At 52.6% G+C, this 23,578-nt stretch carries 21 protein-coding genes and 1 tRNA gene; 13 read left to right on the forward strand and 9 right to left on the reverse strand.

Annotation, left to right across the window (positions count from 1 at the left end; genetic code table 11):
• Positions 1-20 precede the first annotated feature (20 nt).
• From I1M21_RS02300 to I1M21_RS02315, 4 genes are all read left to right on the forward strand, one after another.
• Entirely contained in the window at positions 21-1,997 is a 1,977-nt protein-coding gene (locus tag I1M21_RS02300; protein ID WP_195192264.1) for a DUF2142 domain-containing protein, read from the forward strand.
• A 330-nt stretch (positions 1,998-2,327) separates the two neighbouring features.
• Positions 2,328-3,059, forward strand: a complete 732-nt coding sequence (locus I1M21_RS02305) for a glycosyltransferase family 2 protein (RefSeq protein WP_229025531.1) — start codon at positions 2,328-2,330, stop codon at positions 3,057-3,059.
• Entirely contained in the window at positions 3,059-3,412 is a 354-nt protein-coding gene (locus I1M21_RS02310) for a DUF2304 domain-containing protein (protein WP_195192265.1), read from the forward strand. Before I1M21_RS02305 ends, I1M21_RS02310 begins: the two co-directional genes overlap by 1 nt.
• Positions 3,413-3,670: 258 nt before the next feature.
• Positions 3,671-5,518, forward strand: coding sequence for a hypothetical protein (locus I1M21_RS02315; protein WP_195192266.1), 1,848 nt, complete (start codon positions 3,671-3,673; stop codon positions 5,516-5,518).
• A gap of 191 nt (positions 5,519-5,709) precedes the next feature.
• Here I1M21_RS02315 and I1M21_RS02320 read toward each other — a convergent pair whose 3' ends face one another.
• Positions 5,710-8,181: a glycosyltransferase family 2 protein gene (locus I1M21_RS02320; RefSeq protein WP_195192267.1), complete on the reverse strand. Its 2,472-nt coding sequence runs from the start codon at positions 8,179-8,181 to the stop codon at positions 5,710-5,712.
• Between the two features lie 169 nt (positions 8,182-8,350).
• On the opposite strand from I1M21_RS02320, the gene rfbA reads away from it, so the two are divergent.
• The 5 genes from rfbA (at position 8,351) to I1M21_RS02345 (ending at position 13,073) form a co-directional block, all read left to right on the forward strand.
• Entirely contained in the window at positions 8,351-9,250 is a 900-nt protein-coding gene (rfbA, locus tag I1M21_RS02325; protein WP_195192268.1) for a glucose-1-phosphate thymidylyltransferase RfbA, read from the forward strand.
• 95 nt (positions 9,251-9,345) lie between these two features.
• Positions 9,346-9,783, forward strand: a complete 438-nt coding sequence (locus I1M21_RS02330) for a DUF4869 domain-containing protein (RefSeq protein ID WP_195192269.1) — start codon at positions 9,346-9,348, stop codon at positions 9,781-9,783.
• Positions 9,784-9,792: 9 nt separating this feature from the next.
• Positions 9,793-10,290 carry a Fis family transcriptional regulator gene (locus I1M21_RS02335; protein ID WP_187362399.1) on the forward strand — a complete coding sequence of 166 codons (498 nt, stop codon included), beginning with the start codon at positions 9,793-9,795 and terminating at the stop codon, positions 10,288-10,290.
• A gap of 185 nt (positions 10,291-10,475) precedes the next feature.
• Positions 10,476-11,495, forward strand: coding sequence for a dTDP-glucose 4,6-dehydratase (gene rfbB, locus I1M21_RS02340; RefSeq protein WP_195192270.1), 1,020 nt, complete (start codon positions 10,476-10,478; stop codon positions 11,493-11,495).
• Positions 11,496-11,618: 123 nt separating this feature from the next.
• A complete protein-coding gene (locus I1M21_RS02345) occupies positions 11,619-13,073 on the forward strand; it encodes a sugar nucleotide-binding protein (RefSeq protein WP_195192271.1) in 1,455 nt (484 codons plus the stop codon).
• A gap of 36 nt (positions 13,074-13,109) precedes the next feature.
• Here I1M21_RS02345 and I1M21_RS02350 read toward each other — a convergent pair whose 3' ends face one another.
• From I1M21_RS02350 to I1M21_RS02360, 4 genes are read right to left on the reverse strand one after another with little or no spacing between them, the layout of a single operon-like run.
• Positions 13,110-15,515: a YfhO family protein gene (locus I1M21_RS02350; RefSeq protein ID WP_195192272.1), complete on the reverse strand. Its 2,406-nt coding sequence runs from the start codon at positions 15,513-15,515 to the stop codon at positions 13,110-13,112.
• On the reverse strand, positions 15,499-15,621 hold the full coding sequence (locus I1M21_RS09885) for a hypothetical protein (protein ID WP_267471373.1): 123 nt from the start codon (positions 15,619-15,621) through the stop codon (positions 15,499-15,501). Before I1M21_RS09885 ends, I1M21_RS02350 begins: the two co-directional genes overlap by 17 nt.
• Positions 15,622-15,673: 52 nt before the next feature.
• A complete protein-coding gene (locus I1M21_RS02355) occupies positions 15,674-16,468 on the reverse strand; it encodes a glycosyltransferase family 2 protein (RefSeq protein WP_229025532.1) in 795 nt (264 codons plus the stop codon).
• 6 nt (positions 16,469-16,474) lie between these two features.
• Positions 16,475-17,437, reverse strand: coding sequence for a glycosyltransferase family 2 protein (locus I1M21_RS02360; RefSeq protein WP_195192273.1), 963 nt, complete (start codon positions 17,435-17,437; stop codon positions 16,475-16,477).
• Between the two features lie 160 nt (positions 17,438-17,597).
• On the opposite strand from I1M21_RS02360, the gene I1M21_RS02365 reads away from it, so the two are divergent.
• From I1M21_RS02365 to I1M21_RS02380, 4 genes are all read left to right on the forward strand, one after another.
• Entirely contained in the window at positions 17,598-18,443 is an 846-nt protein-coding gene (locus tag I1M21_RS02365; protein WP_271762397.1) for an ABC transporter permease, read from the forward strand.
• 11 nt (positions 18,444-18,454) lie between these two features.
• On the forward strand, positions 18,455-19,222 hold the full coding sequence (locus I1M21_RS02370) for an ABC transporter ATP-binding protein (RefSeq protein WP_006236046.1): 768 nt from the start codon (positions 18,455-18,457) through the stop codon (positions 19,220-19,222).
• A 54-nt stretch (positions 19,223-19,276) separates the two neighbouring features.
• Positions 19,277-19,353, forward strand: a tRNA-Arg gene (locus I1M21_RS02375).
• 75 nt (positions 19,354-19,428) lie between these two features.
• Complete coding sequence (locus I1M21_RS02380; RefSeq protein ID WP_195192274.1) at positions 19,429-20,415, forward strand: acyltransferase family protein; 987 nt, start codon at positions 19,429-19,431, stop codon at positions 20,413-20,415.
• 114 nt (positions 20,416-20,529) lie between these two features.
• On the opposite strand, the gene I1M21_RS02385 is transcribed toward I1M21_RS02380, so the two are convergent.
• The 4 genes from I1M21_RS02385 to aroQ form a co-directional block, all read right to left on the reverse strand.
• Entirely contained in the window at positions 20,530-21,333 is an 804-nt protein-coding gene (locus I1M21_RS02385) for a helix-turn-helix domain-containing protein (RefSeq protein WP_195192275.1), read from the reverse strand.
• Positions 21,334-21,527: 194 nt separating this feature from the next.
• Positions 21,528-22,529: a DEAD/DEAH box helicase family protein gene (locus I1M21_RS02390; RefSeq protein WP_195192276.1), complete on the reverse strand. Its 1,002-nt coding sequence runs from the start codon at positions 22,527-22,529 to the stop codon at positions 21,528-21,530.
• On the reverse strand, positions 22,529-22,978 hold the full coding sequence (locus I1M21_RS02395) for a DUF4869 domain-containing protein (RefSeq protein WP_195192277.1): 450 nt from the start codon (positions 22,976-22,978) through the stop codon (positions 22,529-22,531). Before I1M21_RS02395 ends, I1M21_RS02390 begins: the two co-directional genes overlap by 1 nt.
• A 130-nt stretch (positions 22,979-23,108) precedes the next feature.
• The gene (aroQ, locus tag I1M21_RS02400) at positions 23,109-23,546 is read right to left on the reverse strand and encodes a type II 3-dehydroquinate dehydratase (protein WP_195192278.1); all 438 of its coding nucleotides are present in this window, start codon (positions 23,544-23,546) and stop codon (positions 23,109-23,111) included.
• Positions 23,547-23,578: the final 32 nt, after the last annotated feature.

The raw sequence follows: 23,578 nt of genomic DNA on the forward strand, positions 1-23,578 counted from the left end.
TTTAGTTGGAGATGCACGTTTTGAATAATCCTGCAATTAAGAAAAGCGAGTACGCGCTTGCCATCTTTGGGCTGGGACTTCTTTTGTTAGCTGTCGCGACATCATTGCACTATAAGAATTTAAATCTATTCATTCTTGAACTCTTTTGCGATGTCGTTGCTGTTGCGTGCTTATATTTGCAACCGAAATCACAGTCGAGCGGTGATGCTATTCGTCAGATAACCGTTCTCGTCGCGTCCAGTATCCTCAGCAGCCTTCTGCTAGTTTTCATCATATTGGCTGGCGCGAAGACGTTTGGCCCCTTCGGTCTTGGTGCATGGAATATCTCAGGTCTGGTTATATGCTTTCATTTAGTTTTAGCGTTCCAGGGAATTGAGCTTTGCTATGGCCTGTTGAAGAGCTTCGTAACCTCGGTTAAGAAAACTGATGCTAAGAAGTGTTTCTTTTATTTGGCGGTTTTTGTTGGCTTTGCTGTTTTAATCGCTTTTATTGGCATTCCGCTCGATAAGTCAAAGACGGTGTTGTTCGCGTCTGCTTTGCCCATTACGGTTTTGATCGGATTGATTGCTATTAATGGGGGCATTTCTTATCTGAAGCCCGAACTGTTCGCTTTCGCATGCATTGTCTCAATTGGTCTATCCGTAATTATTTGCTTTCCCGTTACAAATTTTTTGACATGGGATGATGAGGTCCACTATGGAAATGCAAACAGTTTTTCCTACCTCACAAATGCTGAAATAACAAATTCTGACCGAATGATAGTCGAGCAGTTTTATATGGGGGACGGCTTTAGTTTGGATGCAGCTTTGGGTAAGTACCCAATAGATGAAACAAGAGAGTTTAACCGTGGCTCTGTTGAGCAATTGGTCAGAGAGGCTGATAAAAATGATTTAGCTGAAGGTATCGAACGTTTTAATTGTTTTGATAGTGTGGCTCTTTCTAAAATTGCCTATATTCCTTCATCTATCGGCCTTTGTTTGGGTCGCTTGCTTCATCTCCCATTCTCTATCAAATTTGCATTGGGTAAAATTTTTAATTTGTTTGCGTATGCAGTTATCTGCGGAATCGCAATTCGTATAGCCCCTTGCAGAAAGTGTCTTTTCACTTGTATTGCGTTGTTCCCGTCTGCTGTGTTAATGGCAGCCAGTTACTCGTATGATCCCTGTGTGATATCGTTCAGTTTGCTAGGAACAGCTCTTTTGTTGAAGATGCTTATTTCTGAAGAGGATATTTCTGCTAAAACGTTCTTCGCATTTCTACTATCTTTTGCAATCGGGTTTGCAGCTAAAGCGATTTATTTTCCCTTATTTGGACTTGTGCTTTTAATTCCTGCAAATAAGTATGTTTCAATCAAGCAAAGACGTATCTTGATTGGTACTGCTATATTCGTTTGTGCCATTATGATCCTATCTTTCTTGACGCCATATTTCTCATCTGTCGTAAATAATATTTCTGATGCACGTGGTGGCTCCGAAGTCTCTACGGCTGGTCAAACGACGGGAGTGCTTGCAAATCCAGTTGGAACTATAGCTGTAATCTCGAATTTCGTTTTTGGATCGATGCTGACCCCGGCGTTTCTCAATTCAATATCAACGAATATGGCTTATCTTGGGGACGTGTCTAATCTGTTCCCATGGCTTTCGTATCTCCCCATCATGTTGTTTGAAGCTATTTGCATTATTGATAATGAAAAAGATATTAAAATAAAGCTTAGCCGTTGCGGAATTGTTTGGACTCTATTCCTGGTTCTTGCTACTTGCCACCTAGTTGCTTTGGCTCTATACATCGCTTTTACAGGAGTTGGAAGCCAGACAGTTGCGGGTGTCCAAGCGCGATATCTCATACCTTTGATAATACCTTTTGCCTGTCTATTGCTCAGGTTCCCTATTTACTGCGATGAGGAGGAGAAGGCTAAATTTACAGCCTTTATGCTCGGGGCTCCATTTGCGCTGCTGTATTTTGTGATGTTCGAGCTTCTGTATATCCGTTTTTTCTAAATTAGCGATATAGGTCATGGTTATAGTAGGAGTGGGCAATTAGTTGGATTCGATTGGATCGAATGGGACGGCGTTGAGGGTTCGCTCAGGACATGCGCCCCGTATTTGAGGCAGAACTGCAAGGGGTCCTTTTCCTGCGGTGATGGATGGGGACTCCATGTGTGCCTTAGTTGAGCAAGCTAAATATCTAAGCTTGAGATGTAACTTCCTAATGGTTAGACAGGATACAGTAAACTTAAGTCTGAGTTAAGCTATGCGTTGGACTGTAAGAGTCGCAAATTCTTTGGGCGTCGCTAAGAGCCAACTGTTTTTGGAATGGATGAATCTCGATTGTCTTTTACTTCAACGACATGTTCAAAAGGACATCTGCGTGTTCTCGTAATAATTCCTGCCTATAACGAACAGGAGTGCATTCTCAATACCGTTGCAGCTATAAAAGCTGCGGGTTATGACTATGTCGTAATCAACGACGGCTCACAAGATACAACGCTTGAGCTTTGTCGAGAGCATGGTATCAACATATTGGATCTGCCGCAGAACCTTGGTATCGGTGGGGCTGTCCAAGCGGGCCATAAATATGCCCAGAGATTTGGCTATGATATCGATATTCAGGTTGACGGCGATGGCCAACATGATCCTTCTTATATTCCTGAGCTTGTAAAGCTGATTGAGAGCGGTGCGAGTTTGGCGATAGGCTCTCGATTTTTGGTTGAGACTGATGGTTTTCAATCAACTTTTATGCGTCGTGTTGGAATCAGGTGGCTTTCATTTTTGCTCGAGTTGCTTACGGGTAAGGTGGTCACCGATCCCACTTCTGGCTTTAGGGCCTGCAATAAAGATGCTATCGACCTGTTCTGCAAGAGTTATCCTGATGACTACCCGGAGCCAGAGTCGATTGCTTTGGCTATGAAGCTTGGTCTTCCCGTTATGGAAGCGCCTGTAAAGATGAATGAGCGCCAAGGTGGACGTTCATCTATCGGGGGCTTCTCTTCCGTCTACTATATGGTCAAGGTTACGTTAGCCATTGTCCTTGTGTGCTGGGTTCATAGAGGAGACAAATAATGAATCTTATTTTGAGGATTGGTGCGGCCCTCTTTTTCGGCGGATTCCTCGTCTATGTTTTACGTCTCGTGTCCAACGGAAAGATGCTTCTTAAGTATTCTTTGCTGTGGATTTTGATGTGTATGGCGGCCTTGATCTGTGATTTATGTCCTCAGATTATTTATAGTTGCTCAACAGCTATTGGGTTTGTCAACCCGGCCAATTTCCTTTTTTTGGGTGCAATCGTGCTGTTGCTTGCAATCTCTCTGTCTCTTAGCGTTGCCGTGAGTCGTCATGTTTTGGCGATCAAAAACCTTACTCATAGGATTGCCTTGCTCGAAAAAGAGCTTGAGAAAAGGTCTGATCATGAATGAGCTCAATACATGGTTTGATTCAGTTCCTTCGGCTATCCCTCATTAGGGCTCCTAAGTTTGTGCACCATTGATCGCGCTCGACTGCTGGTTGTGGATTGTCTAACAAATAGACAATCCCTATGTTGAGTGTCTTATCGTTTTATCTGGTGCAACGTATCAAGCGAGTTGTCTTGCATATTAATTAATTTGGGAATTGCATCTCTGGGTCGACTGCACCTGGATATTCAAAGGTTAATTTGATTTGGCGAGAAGAGAAAAATGATGAAAAATCGACATCTGAGTTTAATCAGCGTGGTTTGTCTAACATCAATTTGTTTCATCTCTCTTTTATGGCCCGCAATCGCATTTTCATTAACTGAAGATTGCGTGGCTGAAGGCACTGATGGCTCTTTGGTTCAATCGGGTCAGGAAGCATTTGGGACATCATGTAGCGATCGTTTGACTTTGGATTCCGATAATTTCAAAGCATCTATCGATTCGTCGATATATGAATATACTGGCGATGTGATTACTCCTGATGTCTCTGTTTTGACTGCCAGCGGTTCTGTGCTAGCAAGCGGAATCAATTATGAAGTCACGTATTCAGATAATGTTGCCCCTGGCTGCGCCACTATAAGAGTGAATGGGCGAGGGAATTACGCCGGCGTTACCTCTCAACTGTCGTTCCAGATCGTTCGTTCCTCTGATAATAGCATCGCTCTTCCTGGTTCTTGGGCCTACCAAAACGGTAAATGGTGGTGGAGATATGAGGCTGGTGGTTGGCCGTCAAACTGTTTTCTGTCCATTAGAGGGGCGGAGTATTATTTTGATTCCGAAGGTTATGCAGCTACTGGCTGGAAATACTTGAACGATGGCTGGCATTTATTTTCTAACTCCTGTGCACATTTGAAGGGATGGGCTGCCACCGGTGGGCGCTGGTTCTACCTTGACGAGACATCGGGTTCAATGAAGACCGGCTGGGTTTTAATTGATGATAGCTGGTACTATTTGGACAGTTCGGGCGCTATGCAGACCGGGTGGTTACTCCTTGGCAATACTTGGTACTGGCTTGAGCCTTCTGGATTAATGGCTACGGGCTTTAGGCTTGTTAACGGCTCTTTGTATCATTTTTCCGAATCCGGTTCTATGAGCTCCGGTTGGTTTATTAACGATGGGGCATGGTATTGCTCCAGCGCATCGGGAGAGATTCGTACCGGGTGGTTTTACAATGGTTCTAGCTGGTATTTGCTAGACCCCAATAATAATGGCGCCATGCTGGAAGGATTTCAAACTGTAAATGGCTCCATTTATTATTTGGATCCGGATAGCGGCGGTGCATTAAAGTGCAACACTTGGGTCTTCTCACAAGATGAAAACGTATATTATGCGTGCAGCAGTGGTGCGATTGTGCTTTCGGGCGTCAAGGACGGCGCGGGCGGAATTAAGCTCAGGGATCCCGAGGGAAAGCCTGTCGCTGGCTGGTATTGGTCCTCAGCTGCACAGGTGTGGTTTTACACAGACTCAGATGGGGTTCTTCAGCGCGGTTGGCGATTCATTGACGGTAGGTGGTATCACCTCGACAACGAATCCGGAGCCATGAATACTGGCTGGTTCCTCGATGATGACGGAACGTGGTACTACCTTATGTCTTCTGGACAAATGGTAAATGGCTGGAACAGAATTGGAGACTCCGAGTATTTCTTTAATGCCTCAGGTGCTTGGGTGGAGCCTGAGCACTCCGCGCGCACCTCCTTGCAGTCCCAGATCGTTAATCGTTGCCATAGCGTTCCTTCTCCTGGGGCGGGACTGTGCTCGGAGTGGGTTAGCCATGTGTTTTACCCCGTGCTGGGGTCATATCCCAACGGCGACGCATGCGACATGTTCTGGAATTGGTGTTACAGCCGAGATATATCTCAGCTTAAAGTTGGAATGATCGTTGCGGTCCCTACGCATACTCATACAAGTGCTGGTGCCCGCTGGGGCCATATTGCTATTTATATCGGAAACGGTATGGTTATGGATAACATCGGTTACATCAGGACAACATCACTTGCTTGGTGGCTGAACTACTACCACACTACCGCTATACCACAGTGGGGCTGGGTTTTAAATACGCCTTTGGAATGATGCGGATTCTGGCCAGCATGCGGAATCAACGCCTGCTTGTGTATCGAATCACAAACGCTTCTTAACTGTATATGATGTATGGAATGCTATTATTCATAGTAAGGGAATCGAGGGTTGACCCTCGATTCCCTTATCTATTAGTCGCATTTTAATAAGGCTAAAATTAGAAAGCGCAGAATTAAGCTAACACTTTATAAATGATAGTAGCGATTTCCGGGTTCTCCCACGCTGAAATTCGGGTTAATGTATGGATCGCCTTCGACATAGTATTTTGCCCAGCGATAATTCATGTATGCGACTTCTTTGTGGAACCGAATCTGCTTTTCCGTATTGTTTTCAACGCCTCTAGAAATCGACTCGTAGTGATAGAGCTCGACTTCGGGCGTGTATACGATCAGGTCGTTAATCTCGCGTAGCTTTAAGCAAAAGTCAACATCATTAAATGCAACTTGAAGCTCTTCGGTGAAACCTCCGACTTTCTCATATTCGCTACGCTTGGTCATTATGCAAGCTGCAGTGACAGCGCTGAAGTCTTGTTGCGCATCGTTGAGTGCAAAGTAGCCCCAATTATTCCTTGGCATGCTTTGGCATAGATGTCCCGCTACGCCGCCAGTGACGCATAGGCCCGCGTGCTGAATGGTGTTGTCGGGATAGTAGAGTTTTGCACCGACTGCGCCAACATCCTCACGTGCGCAGATGCCAAGCATGGTCTCGATCCAATTGGGCGTAATTACCTCAGTATCGTTATTCAATAGCAAGAGATAGTCGCCCTTGGCGTGAGCAACGCCAAAGTTCATGAGCTTGGAGAAATTGAATTCGTGTTCCCAAGTTACAAGACGAACGATGTCAGGATATTTTGCTTGCAACTTATCGTAATAATCGAACGTCGCCTTTTCTGTGCTGTTGTTTTCGATTATGACGAGCTCGTAATTGTCGTACGTTGATTTCTCAACAATTGATGTAATGCAGTTGTTCAGGATGTCGGCGTGGTCTTTAGTCGGGATGATAATTGACACGAGTGGGTGGGAATCTGGCACAGCGTAGGTTACTTTATATGTAAAGGGACGACGCGCTTGTTCGACCTTCGCATTGAGCCCAAGCCTGTCCAAATGACTCTGGACCGCTTTGATACCTGCGATAGTGGCATACGGCTTGCTATCGGCATTTGCTGCGGTGGAGGTCTCGCTTAGGCGCCAGTGGTATAGAACCTTCGCAACATGATGAACTTTCCTTGACTTTTCCACGGCGCGGAGAGTCAGATTATGATCCTGTGCTCCATCGAACTCTTTTGTGTTCGGCTCTAGAGTGTCTAGCAGGGACTTACGGATGGTAAGCATGTGACAGATATAGTTATTGTTTCTGAGCAGGTCGATATTGAAATCCGGCTTAAAGAACGGCTGCGCTAGCTTTCCATCGGGCATGAGTTTATCTTCATCACAATATAGAAGATCGACGTCATTGTTGTTTTCAATTGCCTCGGCATATGAGAACAACAAGTCCGGTTCAAGAATGTCGTCATGGTCAAAGAAGCTAACGAAATCGCCCGAAGCTACGGCAACGCCTGCGTTTGTGTTTTCGGAAATACCCTTATTTTCGGTAAGATTAATTGACTTAATCCTGTTGTTGCGGGCTGTCTCCTGCTCAACGCGAGCCTTTAGTTCCTGATTGTCAGGGCTTGCATTAACTAGGAGGAGCTCCCAGTTTGCATAAGACTGGTTTTTTACGGATTCGACCATATCGTTAAAAAACGAAATGGGCGTGTTGTAAAGAGGGACAATGATGCTGAATTTCGGAGCGCTATTGAAGACGATTTTTCTCTGCTTCTCCAGTGCGCCAATGGTTGCCTTATGCTCTGTAAACCATTCGGGGTATTCAGGGTCAAACTGCGCATGGGTAAAGAGGAAGTTGGTCTCCTCAAGAAGCAAGCCTAATTTATCAGGTGTTAAGCAGTCAAATGCACTGAATGAAGGGTGATTTTGATCGTCAATTATAAAGTAGCAACGATCAAACGCCTTTGGCATGCGGATCGAGAGCTGTGTTTCAAGTTGTTTTTTCTCGGATGTAAATCCAACGCTCGTTACATTTGAGCCGAAGTTGACTATGCTCAGCTCAACCTCATTGAGGAATCGATCGAGGCAGCGAAGTTTGATTTGCGAGTCGTTGCGGTACGGTGTTCTAATCGTGCACCTCAGGATATACTCGTTTGAATCTTCGATGCACTGCCAAAAATCAATCGTCGCCATCTCAAACTCTGAAACGTCATCGTAATTTCGGAGTTTGCTGCACATGTCAGGTTTAATTTTGTAGTTAAGACGCGACTCCCATTTGATGTTCTTGCAATTGAGCGAAAGGGAGTCGCTGCTCAGGTTGCAACCGTCTTTGCCGATTTCGTTAAACTCAATTTTAATGGCTCGGGTATCGGGGTCGGGGATTACAAGAACGTATGAGTTCGATTCGCCGTTATTTTCCTTGAATTTTAGAAGAGACAAAGGTAAGCGGCGGTCGTCATCCGTTGCCGCTTGAGCTTTTATGCTGGAGCCTTCATGGATGCCTTCTATTTTAAGTTGCTGGTAGATTTTCCAGTTTCCTCTGCATACTCCGGTTGTTTCGACTCGCATTGTTTGCCTTTCGTTTGTTGGACACTGCTCATTGTACTTATTCATTTCCTACCTCGCGATAAATGCAGAAAGAGATGCGTGTTTCTGCTGTCCGTTTTAAAGAGAATGAGGAGGAAGCCGTTGCCGGCGCATATAATTTTAATAACTATGTTTGTCTAATCGTTATTTGCAATTAGCAGCTTTTGCTCAACGATTGTCAACTGAGAGGAATTCTATGAAAGGCATCATCCTCGCCGGCGGGTCCGGCACGCGCCTGTACCCGCTCACGCTCGTGACCTCCAAGCAGCTGCTGCCGGTCTACGACAAGCCCATGATCTACTACCCGCTGTCCACCCTCATGCTGGCGGGCATCCGGGACATCCTGGTCATCTCCACGCCGACCGACCTGCCCAACTTCGAGCGCCTGCTCGGGGACGGCTTGCGCTACGGCGTGGACCTCTCCTACGCCGAGCAGCCGAGCCCCGACGGCCTGGCGCAGGCCTTCACCATCGGCGAGGAGTTCATCGCCGGCGAGCCGTGCGCCCTGGTGCTCGGCGACAACATCTTCTACGGCAACGGCCTGTCGCGCCACCTGACGCGCGCCGTCCAGAACGCAGAGTCCGGTAGGGCCACGGTCTTCGGCTACCACGTGGACGACCCCGAGCGCTTCGGCGTCGTGGAGTTCGACGGGGAGGGCCGCGCCGTCTCCATCGAGGAGAAGCCCGCCGAGCCCAAGAGCTCCTACGCCGTCACCGGCCTGTACTTCTACCCGGGCGACGTGGCAGCCAAGGCGCACAGGGTCGAGCCCTCCGCGCGCGGCGAGCTCGAGATCACCACGCTCAACCAGATGTACCTGGAGGAGGGGACGCTGTCCGTGGTCACCCTCGGCCGCGGCTACGCGTGGCTGGACACCGGCACCATGGAGAGCCTGCACGAGGCCGCGGAGTTCGTCCGCGCCGTGGAGCACTCCCAGGACCTGCCCGTGTCCGTGCCCGAAGAGATCGCGTGGGAGAACGGCTGGATCACCACCGCCGAGCTCGAGGAGGCCGCCAAGGCCTACGGCAAGTCGGTCTACGGCCAGCACCTGAAGAAGGTCGCCGCCGGCGAGATCGTCAACAGCCCGCGCGAGTACTAGTGCAAGCTTGTTTTCTTTCAGGGGTCACCGTTTATCTGGTGGCCCCTTTCGTTATGATTACGTTGACCATAAAGACAATATGATTGGGAGTGGATGTGTTAAGCGTCTACTTTGGCGATATGCCAGAAGCGATTTACAACACAGCGACATATTTCAAAAACTCTTACCGATCTTCTTGGATTACGGATCCCTATGCAGTCTCGATAATTAAAGATGTCGATCGATCGGTTGTTGTCTCCGAAAACGTCATCGAAAGCCCTGTGCTTGGATCCATCTCCCCACTCCAGCTTTCTGGTGGCGTGAAAACGCTGCTGCTTATGAGATTTGATCGTAAGCATATTTTTAACGCTTCTACCTGTGGTGACAACTGTGCCAAGTGGATTCTCGACATGGCGAAAGACCGCAAGCTCGTTTTGAATTTCTATCATGTGATGGACTTTGGCCGCGAGGATTTTAAAATCAAAGTCGTGAACAGCGGCCGAATCGTTCATAACATGGCCGAATTGATTCACGAGTCGATTCCGTATCTGTAGGTGCTGCTTATGAACGGTTCGCATCTTGTTAAGATTTCCCGCCGTAGGGGAACCAAGTACACATTTACCATCAAGCGGAACATCACTATTGTGCGTGGCGATAGCGGCACGGGTAAGACGACGCTGTTTGACATGGTCGCAGACTACATGCGAACGGGCGAGCAGTCGGGCGTTTCCTTGCAATGCGATTGTCCCTGTGTCGCCCTGACCGATTATGATTGGCGAAACCAGCTTTCGTCCGTTCATGACTCGATTGTATTTGTCGATGAGGGCTTAAAAGAGATCCATTCTGATGAGTTTGCCCATCATGTGCTGTATTCCTCGAATTATTTCGTGCTGATCTCAAGGGCTGATTTCCCCAATCTTCCGTATAGCGTGGATGAGATTTACAAGATTAAGACGAGCGGAAAATACCATTCTTTCGTCCCTGTTTATCAAGATCGCGGGAATCATCGTTATGCTATTTCCCGGTCGGCGCCAAAACAGGACATTACTTACGTGAAATAACTGGGGATTCGGTTTTTCACTACGACAAAGACTGCATTCCGGAGGCGTTTTGTACAGGAGGTAATTCTGCGAAGGTTATGGCTCTTATCGCATGCCGAAATGTCCGATAGTTTTGTTGAATAGTGTCGCGGCGTCACTTCCTGCGGCATACTAAAGAAGCTGTACTTGCTTCAGATTGGATTTTCATGTCTGAGATTTTTGAACCTAAGAACATCATCGTCACGGGCGGCTGCGGCTTCATCGGCAGCAACTTCGTGCACTATGTCGTCAACAACCACCCGGACGTCCACGTCACCGTCCTGGACAAGCTGACCTACGCCGGCAACCCCGAGAACATCGCCGGGCTGCCCTCGGACCGCGTTGAGCTCGTCGTGGGCGACATCTGCGACGCGGAGCTGCTGGACCGCGTCGTCCCGGGCCACGACGCGATCGTGCACTACGCCGCCGAGAGCCACAACGACAACTCCATCGCGGACCCCGAGCCGTTCCTGCGCACCAACGTGGAGGGCACCTTCCGCCTGCTGGAGGCCGTGAGGAAATACGGCATCCGCTACCACCACGTCTCCACCGACGAGGTCTACGGCGACCTGGCGCTCGACGACCCCGCCAAGTTCACCGAGGAGACGCCGTACCACCCGAGCAGCCCGTACTCGAGCACCAAGGCGTCCTCCGACATGCTGGTCCGCGCCTGGACCCGCACCTACGGCCTGCGCACCACGATCTCCAACTGCTCCAACAACTACGGCCCCTACCAGCACGTGGAGAAGTTCATCCCCAGGCAGATCACCAACATCATCGACGGCGTGCGCCCCAAGCTCTACGGCCGCGGCGAGAACGTCCGCGACTGGATCCACACCGAGGACCACTCCTCGGCCGTCTGGGACATCCTCACCAAGGGCCGGATGGGGGAGACCTACCTCATCGGCGCCAATGGGGAGAAGAACAACATCACCGTCCTGCGCATGATCCTCGAGGCGATGGGGAAGGACCCCGAGGACTTCGACTGGGTCGCCGACCGCCCCGGCCACGACCGCCGCTACGCCATCGACTCCACCAAGCTCCAGCGCGAGCTCGGCTGGAGGCCGGCCCACACCGACTTCGCCGAGGGGCTCAAGGCCACCATCGACTGGTACGTGGAGAACGAGTCCTGGTGGCGCCCGGCCAAGGAGGCCACCGAGGCACGCTATCGCGCCCAGGGGCAGTAAGACCGCATCCCGGCGAACCGCACCGCGGGGCGCCCGCGCGGGGCCGCAGGGCATGGGGATGATCCTGCGTCCCCGCGCGGGCGCCCCCGGTTATCCAACCTCTTCGATAGGAGCTTTTCCCACATGGCAGACATCGCATTCGAGAAGGACCTCTCCGTGGCGGAGACCGGAATCGAGGGCCTCAAGGTCGTCGACCTCGCCGTCCACGGCGACTCGCGCGGCTGGTTCAAGGAGAACTGGCAGCGCGCCAAGATGACCGCGCTGGGCATCCCCGACCTCAGGGTCGTCCAGAACAACATCTCCTACAACGACAGCCGCGGCGTCACCCGCGGCATCCACGCGGAGCCCTGGGACAAGTTCATCTCCGTCGCCCGCGGCAGCGTCTTCGGCGCCTGGGTGGACCTGCGCGAGGGCAGTGACACCTACGGCAGGGTCTACACGACCGTCCTGGACCCCTCCAAGGCCATCTACGTGCCCCGCGGCGTGGGCAACTCATTCCAGGCCCTGGAGGACGGCACCGCCTACACCTACCTGGTGGACGCCCACTGGTCGCTCGAGCTGAAGAAGACCTACACATTCGTGAACCTCGCCGACCCCGAGCTCGCCATCGAGTGGCCCATCCCGCTTGCGGAGGCCACCGTCTCCGAGGCCGACCTCAACCACCCGATGCTGAAGGACGTCGTCCCCATGGCGCCCAGGCGCACCCTCGTCACCGGCTGCAACGGCCAGCTGGGCCATGCGGTGAGAAAGCTCGCCGAGGAGCGCGGCGTGGCGAAGGACTTCGACTTCTGCGACATCGACACCTTCGACATGTCCGACCCGGACGCCTACTCCGAGTACGACTGGTCGCTCTACGGCACCGTGATCAACTGCGGCGCCTACACGGCCGTGGATAAAGCGGAGACCCCCGAGGGCCGCGCCATCGCCTGGAAGGCCAACGCGACCGGCCCCGCCCTGCTCGCCCGCACCTGCGCCGAGCACGGCATCACGCTCGTGCACGTGTCCAGCGACTACGTCTTCGACGGCGCCGCCGAGGCCCATACCGAGGACGAGCCCTTCAGCCCGCTGTCCGTCTACGGCCAGACCAAGGCCGCCGGCGACATCGCCGTGGCCGGGTGCCCGCGCCACTACATCATGCGCTCCAGCTGGGTCATCGGCGAGGGGCACAACTTCGTGAAGACCATGAAGGCGCTGTCCGACCGCGTCGCCGACCCCGAGGACGAGCTCACGCAGGTCGCCGTCGTGGACGACCAGCTGGGCCGCCTGACCTTCACGCGCGACATGGCCGAGGCCGTCTTCCACGTGCTGGGGACACACGCCCCCTACGGGACCTACGGCTGCACCGGCTCCGGCTCCGTTAAGAGCTGGGCGGACATCGCGCGCGCCGTCTTCGAGGCCGCCAACGGCAACGGCGAGAAGGTCGTGCCGGTCAGCACCGCCGACTACTACGCGAGTGCCGCGGGCCCCATCGCACCGCGCCCGGTCCACTCCGCGCTCGACCTGTCCAAGCTCGAGTCGGCCGGCTTCCACATGCCCGACTGGGAGGAAGAGCTGGGGGAGTACCTCAAGACGCTCTAGCTGCTATTCATATTTCAAAAGAAAAGCCGCCGCTTGTTAACGGCGGCTTTTCTTATGCCGAGCGTATAGTCCAGCCGCAACGAGGGCGGCGGTAGCCAGACTCACCGCAAGCCCTGCAAGGGCGCCCGGGGTCTTATAAGTCATTACGATCCTATTCGCGCCTTTCTGTACGCTTAGACACGACATACCCTTATCGGCAGCGGGCGTTAGTTCTGCGGCGGCTCCGTTAATCGTTACGCTCCAGCCGTCATCGTATGGGACACTCAGCAACAAGTTGCCGTCATTCTCGGCGGTATACTCGCCCTCGATCTTGCCGTCCTTGAAAACCGCCGGAATAAACTCGCTCGTCCTAAGCTCGTCGATAATCTGCTCAAAGACTTCCAGATTGAGTGCGTAAAAGACCGGTTCATTGTCTTGGGGCATATCGGTATAGCCCTCTGCAATCTCCAACGATACCGTATGTGGGCTTGGAGCATCCGATGCATCTGCAATCTGGCGGATATTGTTATCGAATCGCCAAGCTTCGTTATTGATTGTGCGCTGGTCGATGGTGAGGGCGACGGGCCAATAGCTGCCGGCATTCGCATCTTTATTGATGTAGAGATAACCGATTGATTCTGCCGGCACGGTGACGCTCCACTGCTTTGCATCCTGGCTGTCCGCCGTTTTCATGGCGTCAATCTCGGTGTAGAGCTCAACCTTGTGGCCGAGGATTTTGCTATACAGGTCGTTTTGCTTCTCGAAGGGATTCTCGCCCTCCAGCGTGCAGTTTTGAATATCTTTAGAGGCCGCGATACCAAGGCTGAGCGCATAGGGGTTCTCGTACACGGCACTTGCTGTGTCGCCTAGCTCGGTTATTGCCACGTATCCTGCGGGCGCTTGTCCGACGATGGCGTACTTGACCCCCAGTAGCGCGTCGGCAGCCAGAATCGGCTCGGCATAGCGGGTCGAAAACTCGCCCACGCTGCTGTATCCAAGGGAGTTGAGCAACGCGATGGCCTGCGGGTTGTTGGCAGACGAATACGAAGACAGCTGATCGTACCCGAGCGCCAGGCCTTCGTTGAGTGCGGCGCTATCGGCACGCGTGGTCGTGCGGTCAATGCGATAGAACGGCGTTGGGTCGTCGTCCTGAATCGTCTTTATAGTGTTTGTTGCGGTGGCGACGTAGGCGCTGTTATTGTCCTCGGAATAGCCTACGTAGAGCTGGTTCCACATGCTATGGGCGTTGGCAAAGAGCTCAATGGCGGTGAGCGCCAGGAGGGGCAGTATGACTGCCGGACGAGATGCTCGGCACAATTTGGGGTGGTCCTTGAGCGCCTGCAGGGCATAGCCCGCTGCCCACAGCGCAAAGAAGCTCAGCAAAAAAGCCGTGCGCGAATAGAAACCGTTGGGCACGCGCATGCCGCACCAGATGTACTCGAGCGGGCTCAAAACGGAGCTGGCGACCAGGATTATCGTGACGGCAAGCGTTGCGATGCGCGTCTTGTTCGAAGCCTTGCGGTTAAATAGTAGGCTCACCGCGAGCAGCATCATGATGATGCCGCAATAGAACTGCGGTGTACTATCGTTGTTCACCCACATGCCGGGGAGAAAGCCCCTGATGAGCGATTTGAGGCTTGTTTTAAACAGCGGCCTGAGGGCCAGGACGGGGCCGCCCTTGGACATGGCAAGGATAGTCGGCAAAAAGGTCCAGGCGGAGAGAAGCAACCCGAGCACGATGGCGCCTGCGAATCGAAGCGCTCGGTCGAGCATGAGCTTCCAGCTAAATCCTTCTTGTGCAACATAATCGACAAATTCGACCAGTACGAAGATGCAGAGGAACAGGCTGCTGATGTAGGCCGTATACCAGCAGAACATGACGTTCAGTGCCGTGGCGATGACAAGGCGCGCCATGCGCTGCTTGCGGATGAGCTCGTAACAACCGTAGGCGCAAACGGGAAGCAGGATCAGGCAGTCGATCCAGAGCGGGTTGCGCAGGTTGCTGACGGTCCAGCTGCAAGACGTGAATGACGCGGAAAGCAGGAAAGCCGCGGGCTTGGATAAGCTAAAGCGCTTTTGTACATACCAAGCGCTGCTGATGTGGATGCAGCCCAGTTTGAGCGCGGTTGTGGCAAATACGAAGAGCGTGAGCTTGTCCTGGGGAAACAACACGCAGAGCAGATTAAAGGGGCTCGCGAGGTAGTAGCTATAGAGCCCCCATGTGTTCATGCCGAGTCCCTGGGAGAAGGAATAGCGAAGGTTCGCTTCGCCCAAAAGGACGCTTCGGAACCACGTAAAGAAGTCGATGTATTGGTACTTGAGGTCGTTGGTGAGAAACGAATTGTCGCCAAAGGGATAGACATGCCCTGCTATCGCAAGCGCGATAAAGAGCGTGATGGAAAACGTGAAGCAGGCAGCGTAGAACGCAACGTTCTTGAGCGTGCTGTTATTGGACCGTGTCATCAGAATCCTCGTTGGACTCGCGAACGATATAGATGGGGCGTCGCTTGGTCTCCAGATAGGCTTTTGCCAGGTATTCGCCGATAATTCCCAGGCACAGAAGCTGCATGCCGCCAAACAGCGTAATGAGGCAGGCGAGTGAGGGCCATCCGCCTACGGGGTCACCCCAGACAAGCGTTTTGACCAGGATAACGATAAATCCCAGGATGGCGATGAGGCAAAAAAACGATGCCCGTGAGGGCGGCAAGTGAGAGTGGGGCCGTGGAGAACGCGACGATGCCGTCGATGGAATAGAGGAGCAGCGACCAAAAACTCCACTTGGTCTCGCCGGCCACGCGGTTGACGTTTACATAGGGGAGCCACTTGGTTTTAAAGCCGACCCAGCCGTAAATGCCCTTAGAGAATCGATTGTATTCGCCCATGGAAATGATTGCATTGACCATGGGTCGCTTCATGAGTCTAAAATCGCGCGCTCCGTCGACGATGTCGGCCTTGGAAATGCGGTTGATGATTTTGTAGAACATGCGGGCGCAGAACGACCTGATGGGAGGCTCGCCTTCGCGGGTGGTCCTGCGCGTGGCGACGTTGTCGTAGTCTTCGGTTTGCAGGATCTCGTACATTTGCGGCAGGAGCGAGGGCGGGTCCTGCATGTCGGCATCCATGGTGGCAACATAGTCGCCCTTTGCATGCTGGAGTCCGGCAAACAGCGCCGCCTCTTTACCAAAGTTGCGCGAGAAGGAGTACCAATGAATGGCATAAGGATGCGATGCCGCGGACTCGGCTTTCATGACGGTGAGCGTTGCGTCCGCTGAGCCATCGTCGACGAGGACTGCTTCGAATGAAATATCAGGGTGCGTTTGCGTCATGGCGTGGACAACGCCATCGAGCTCTTTGAGAAAGATCGGAAGCGATTCCTGCTCGTTGTAGCACGGAACGACGATGGAGATGAGCGGCATGGCGATTTACCTGGCGTTCGTTTTGTCGCTGCGATAGTCATCGAAAGCGTATTTGCTGTACACGTTGACCTCCCACTGCTTTTTTTCGACCTTTGCCACGGAGTCGAGGATGAATCCGGTTGCGAGGCTCAGGCCGCACAGGAACATAAACGAGGCGGCGAGCATGGCGGTGGGGAAGCGCGGGACGAGGCCGGTCTGGAAATACTCGACAACGATGGGCATGCCCAGAGCGAGGCCGATGAGCGCGAATAAAATCGCGACCAGGGTGAAGAACTTTAGCGGGCGGTAGTCCTTGAACAGCGTGCCGATCATCGCAACGACTTTAATGCCGTCGCTCACGGTATTGAGCTTGGACTCGGAACCTTCCGGACGGTCGCGGTACTCGATGGGCACATCTTTGATGCGCCAGCGGTGGTCGACGGCGTGGATCGAGAGCTCGGTTTCGATCTGGAAGCCCTCGGAAAGCACAGGGAAGGTTTTGACGAATGGGCGGCTCATGGCGCGGTAACCGGTCATGACGTCATCGAAGCTGTAGCCATAGATCCACTTGATCATGGCGCGTACCAGGTTGTTGCCAAAGCCGTGGAAGGCACGCTTGTTCTCCTCGGCGTAGGTGCCGTTGGAAAGGCGATCGCCTACGGTCATGTCGGCCGTGCCGTTAAGGATGGGCTCGCAGAGGGCCTTGGCCGCTTCGGCGGGGTAGGTGTCATCGCCGTCGACCATCAGGTAGCAATCGGCATCGATGTCGCGAAACATCTGGCGGCAGACGTTGCCCTTGCCCTGACGCGGCTCAAAGCGGACCGTCGCACCATGCTCTGTTGCGATGCGGGAAGTCTCGTCCGACGAGTTATTGTCATAGACATAGACCGTCGCCTGCGGAAGCTCGCGGTGAAAGTCGTCGACGACCTTACCGATCGTGAGGGCTTCGTTGTAGCAGGGGATAATGACGGCAATGGATTCAGAATTCACTCAATGCTCCTTTGAATTTCAATCTCTGAAAGTATAGCCGTTTGCGCCTGGCATCCTAAGATGTGGGTTAGTTCTCCAGTTTTGTTGCGCGATTCGTTTGCCTGCCTGTCGGGTCTATACTGTTCGTTTGTCAACGATTACGAGTAAAGGAGTTGCATCCGTGTCGGATCAGACAAAGCAACAAGAAACTCGCAGTCTGCCTGCGACGTTTGCTAAGAACGAATTTGAGAAGGACGCGTTTATCCTTCGTCAGCTGGTTACCAAGGATTTTAAGATTAAGTATCGTCGCAGCGTGTTGGGCGTTGCGTGGTCGGTGCTCAACCCGCTGCTGATGATGATCGTCATGGCCATCGTGTTCTCGACGATTTTTGCCCAGGGTCGCAACGGCTCTATTACGCCCGAGATGTACCCGCTGTACTTGATCGTGGGTAACGTCACCTTTGCCGTCATGTCCGAGTCTACGAACCAGGCGCTGACGTCGATCGTGGGCGCAGCTCCGCTGCTCAAGAAGGTCAAGGTTCACCGCTGGGTTTTCCCGGTGCAGAAGGTGCTCTTCTCGCTGGTCAACTTTGCCTTCTCGCTGGTCGCCGTCGCCATCGTTATGCTGTGGTTCCGCGTTATGCCTTCGCGGCACCTCATTCTGCTGCCTGTTTGCTTGTTCTTGCTTATGTGCTTCTGCATGGGCCTGGGTATGATGCTTTCGGCGCTCACCGTCTTTTTCCGCGACGTTATGCATCTGTGGAGTGTCGTCATCACGGCGTGGACCTATATCACGCCCATCTTCTGGACGACCGACTTCGTTGCGCAAATGCCCCATATCGTGCGCATCCTGGTCTATGCGAACCCCATGTACAACTACCTGCAGTTTATGCGTGACATCTTCCTGTTCCAGACCACGCCTTCGTTCTTGACGCTTGGTATGTGCGTCGCTTGGGCGGTTCTTGCGCTTGCTATTGGCTACACCGTGTTCCATAAGTCCGAGCGCAAATTCATCCTCTACATCTAAGGAGTGCTGTGATGACTGAATCTGTTGTTGATTACAGCGAGCAGCCTCTGGCTGTCGAGGTCGACGACGTCACCATGATCTTTAACATGGCGTCCGAGTCGCTGACCAACCTCAAGGAGTATTTCATTAAGCTTGCCAAGCACGAGCTGTTCTTTGAGGAGTTTAGGGCGCTTAAGCACATCTCGTTCGATATTCATCGCGGCGAGGTCGTGGGCCTGGTGGGCACCAATGGTTCCGGCAAGTCTACGATGCTCAAGATTATCGCCGGCGTGCTTGAGCCTAGCGAGGGCAGCGTTAAGGTGCACGGTAACATCGCACCACTGATTGAGCTTGGCGCTGGCTTTGACCCCGAGCTGACGGCGCGCGAGAACATTTATTTGAACGGTGCGCTGCTCGGCTATACCAAGGAGTTCATCGACGCCAACTTTGACGGCATTATCGAGTTCGCCGAGCTGCAGAACTTTGTCGACATGCCGCTTAAGAACTTCTCTTCGGGCATGGTGGCGCGTATCGCCTTTGCAATCGCCACGATTACCGAGCCCGATATTCTGATCGTTGATGAGACGCTCTCCGTCGGTGACGTGTTCTTCCAGCAAAAGTGCGAGGCGCGTATTCAGCACTTTATCCAGAGCGGTGACGTGACGGTTCTGTTCGTTTCGCACTCTATGGAGCAGGTTGAGCGCATCTGCCAGCGCGCCGTTTGGATTGAGAAGGGCGACCTTCGCATGGACGGCCCGGTTGATGAGGTCTGTAAGGCGTACCGCGAGCAGTTCAACTAGGTTATAATTATCTGCGCCTGGCACGCGTGCGCGTGCTTGGGCGTGCGGTTATTTGCTCCATTAGCTCAGTTGGATAGAGCAGGGGACTTCTAATCCCAAGGTCGACGGTTCGAATCCGCCATGGAGCACCATCGTTTATTAAGCCCGGACCGCTTGGTGGTCCGGGCTTTTTTCGTCTTATGTGCTGTGGTTTTGAAGGGTGCGTTATGGGGACCAAAAGGCTCGACTGGATAGATATTGCAAAGGGGATTGCAATTATTCTGGTCATTGTGGGGCACACCGTCACAAATCCTTCCCCTTTGCGGCATGCCATCTTCTCGTTTCACATGCCGGTGTTCTTTATTCTTGCTGGATATACGTTTAGGCCTAAGCCGTGGCGCGAGCTGGTGAGTGGTTCGGTGTCGCGCCTGCTGGTGCCGTATGTGGTGCTTGCGCTGGCGTGGCAGGTGCCGACGTTCTTGATGAGCGGGGCTCCTTTGACGGGTAGTGCGCTTACGGGCGGACTTGAGACACTCGTGTTTGCCTCGGGCGTTGATGTGCCTGGGCTTGGCGTTGCCGCCGTTGGCATGGCGTGGTTTTTAGCCGCGCTGTTTACGTCGCGCCTGCTGTTTAATGCGCTGTTGCGGCTGTTTGATGGGCGTGAAGTTGGGGTTGCCAGGCAGGGCGTTGTCTGTGCTGCGATAGCTTTCGGTGGCCTGAGCGTGTCTCGCTTTTTGGGTATCTACCTGCCGCTCGATCTGGATCTGAGCTGCTACATCGTTTTGCTGATGTGGATTGGCTATACGGTGCGTCAAAGGGGGCTGGAGCCGAGTGTAGACAAGCCGCTGCTGTTTATTGGGGCTGGAATTGTTTGGCTTGTTCTGGCGGCTCTTAGCGGGCTTGAGCTTTCGAGCCGCCGCGCGGACGGTTTTGTTGTCGCCACGATTGCCGCTCTTGCTGGCAGTTACTGCGTATGTTGGGTTTCCATGGCCGTGGAGAAGCTGAAGGAAGCTCCGGTCTTGGGCACCCTTGAGCGAGGGCTCGTTTTTTGCGGACAAGCCAGCCTGGCGATCTTTGCAATTCACGCGGTCGATTGGTTTATCCCCTGGCAGACGATGCCGCTGCTCATGACACTGCCGGCATCGTGGCTCTTCGCATCAATCATACGCTGCGCCTGCGATATCGGCTTGGCATACGTAATCAAAAAGGCGTAACAAAAGCGGGGACGACCAACTTGGTCGTCCCCGCTGTTTTGTGGACATTTTTGTGTCAGGGTTAGAACTGGGCGCCTTCAGTCTCTGCTGAAGCTCCGTTTGTTCGTTGCCTGTTTAACTTAGATAAAACTGGGGTTCAAACCAGTTCTCGAACGAATATGAATTGCCTTCTTCCGTCCATGTGTCGTCATTAAAAAAGAATTTGAGATCATCGTCGCCACAGATATCCTCGGGCCATTCATCCCAGCCTAAGTCCCGCGGATAGCCGTCTTCATCGAGATCGGTTTCATCGGTTTTCCAGTCGGAAACGAGTTCGAATGACGCATCTCGGATAAGCCTTACAAGCAGTTCTTGTGCAACGGTGTGGGCCATTATGTCTTGTCCGTGTTTTGCTCGCATACGATAACTAATTAGATCTGCTCGAAATTTGAATAGAAAGTCATAGTTGTACTGCATCAGATATTGAGACGGGAGTAAATCAATCATCCAGCTATCGGGGAGTTGTCCTACATGAGTCCCTTTTGGAAGATGAGAGAGGTCCTCAAGATCCTGATTGATATAGTCAAGCAGAATGTCGGTGCCAAAGGCGAAGGACGCTGCGCCTTTATAACCGTATTCATCTTTTAAGAGTTGGGACCAGGCGGCATGAGTCGAATCGATTGCCAAGGATTCTTTTGTCGTGGCCTCATTTATAGTTTCTGCGGCTGAATCATCGGGGAAGTTTTTCCATTTGAGGACCTTGCACACGGCTGTTGCCTTGTCGCTTCGAATGGATTGGCCGCTCTCATACTTGCCCCATGTTTTTGCCCCGATTCCGGCTCTGGAAGCTGCTTCTTCGATGCTAAGACCCAGTTCTGCTCTCCTTGCTTTGATTTGGTTTGCTAAATCTTCGCTAACTTGAATCGTCTTAGGCGGCATCTCTGTTCCTTTCAAACCGGAACGTATAGGATACATACCATACTAATACTAAAAGCCTGTTTGTAAAGCTGGTATGTTGCCAGCTTGCGCTTGATGGGGTTTTATCTATTAAAATATCGGACGCCCGCAGGTATTCGCTACGGGCGTCCGATATTTTAATAAGGTTCTATTTGTATGATTTAGCGTGGGGTTGGCTATTTCATCCTTAAGCACTCTGGTAAGACGTTCGATACAGCATTCATTGCCTGCGGCTTTAGGTACTGCTCGTTGATGCGTGCCTTTTTGTAAACGTAGCGGGTTTCTGCCGAGTATTTGACCAGCACATCGGTGAAGAACCGCTCCCAACTTAGGTAGTCGCGGCTTTCGATATAACTCGAGGGGTCTTCAAGGATTTTGGGAATGTCGCTACTGGGGATGAGTCCGGAGCGCAGGAGCGTCCACTCGAATGACTCCGGGAGGAACAAGCGAACATTCTTGTAAACACGCTGCCCCAATGCCTTTTCGATATAAGGACCGAACGCTGCTCCGTCTCCAATGGCAAGAACGTTTTGCTCGGGGCATTCATGAATTGTCCGCTTTAGATTTGCTACGCCGGTGGCGGTATAGCAGGGGATCCCGAGCCGGTTGCAAAGAGCGTCGTAGAATTGATAGCCAGATTTGCTATCTTCGACAACTACGGCGTCGGGTACCTCGAATCCAACATTTAGATCCTGATACAGCATACTTGCCGTGTGGTCATATAGTGGCTTGGTCACCGAGTAGAAGCGCCTGTCGCTCTTGCGGCCATTGATTGTTTTACTTGTCGTGTTGACTAACTTCAGGATCTCATCAACGCTGTAGGGGAGCTCGTTGGCATCGCGACGAGATATCAGAACAAAATAGTTGGACGAGCCGTTTACGGCTTTGGCGAAGTCCTTTGAGTAGATAAACTCGTTGCCCTCATCTAGAAAGACGATTGAATCTTCGATGATCGACAGCTCGCGCTCCCAGCGTCTGCCGGAAAGCGTTTCGCAAGGTACGTCGCAGCTGAGTGCAACGCCGCTTTCCGGTCCTCGGTCGTTGTAGTCGCGAATCATCGAGATGAGCGTCGTTTTGCCCGTGCCGCTGTTGCCGCGTATAAAGGAAATGTTGCGTTTAAAGGTGAGTGTGTACTTTACTTTTGCGCGCTCGACGACAACAGTATGTGTTCCCCTCATTACTCATCAACATCCAAAAAGTCATTGGTGGCACCGACAAACTCCTGCATGTTCCTGACGTTACGGCCATCGTTATCGATGCGGATCTCAAAGCTCTTCCAGGGGAATTTCATGATGTGGTATAAGGTCACCAGCACATCCTGCTCTTTGCCGATCTTGAGTAGCCAGCGGGCACAGTTGTCTCCGCAGGTGGATGCGTTGAACACCATATTTGGGAGATTGCGCACCAGCAGCAGCGTCTTAACGCCGCCGGACAGTTCGAGTGGGGTGATCGAGCCCAGCTGTTTGCTTACGATGTTGTGGGGACCGATGAGCTCTGATCCGTCCACGCTTTTAATAATCTGTGCGGCCATAGGGTCTTCGAACCATGAGTCCAAGTATGAGTTCCTAAAATAGGTTTCGGTATCGTAGATGGAACCAGGGTAATCCCCCAGATGGATGCTTAACATGCGCGTCTCCAGACGTTGTGTGACTGCAATGATTATATGCCAGTAATAAAGTGCCGCCAGTAGCAAGGTTGCTGCTGGCGGCACTGGCATTATTAGCGTGTGAATCGCGTTGATGGATTTGCTCGCGAGGCTACTTTTCGAGACGTTCCCCCAGCAGCTCCAGCGCGTGGGCGTAGCCTTGGAGGCCTTCGCCGGTGATGGTGGCGAAGCAGGTTAGGCGGGCGTAGCTCACCTGGCGGAAGTCCTCACGCGTTTCGACGGCGCTGATATGGACCTCAACGGCGGGGATGGCGACGGCCTTGAGGGCGTCCAGGATGGCTACGCTGGTATGCGTGTAGGCCGCCGGGTTGATGACGATGCCGTCGACCTTGCCGTAGGCCTCCTGAATCTTGTCGACGATGCTGCCCTCGTGGTTGGACTGGAAGACCTCGACTTCGTCAAAGCCCTGCGCGGCGCCTGCTTCTTTGCAGATTTGGACCAAACGGTCGTAGTTGTCGCTGCCGTAGATGCCCGGCTCGCGGATGCCGAGCATGTTGAGGTTGGGACCGTTGATGACGAGTGCTTTCATGGTTGCTTCCTTTGCGGTTGGGCGAGTGTGCT

The sequence above is a fragment of the Collinsella aerofaciens genome (genome assembly GCF_015546965.1).
Lineage (GTDB): Bacteria > Actinomycetota > Coriobacteriia > Coriobacteriales > Coriobacteriaceae > Collinsella > Collinsella aerofaciens_X.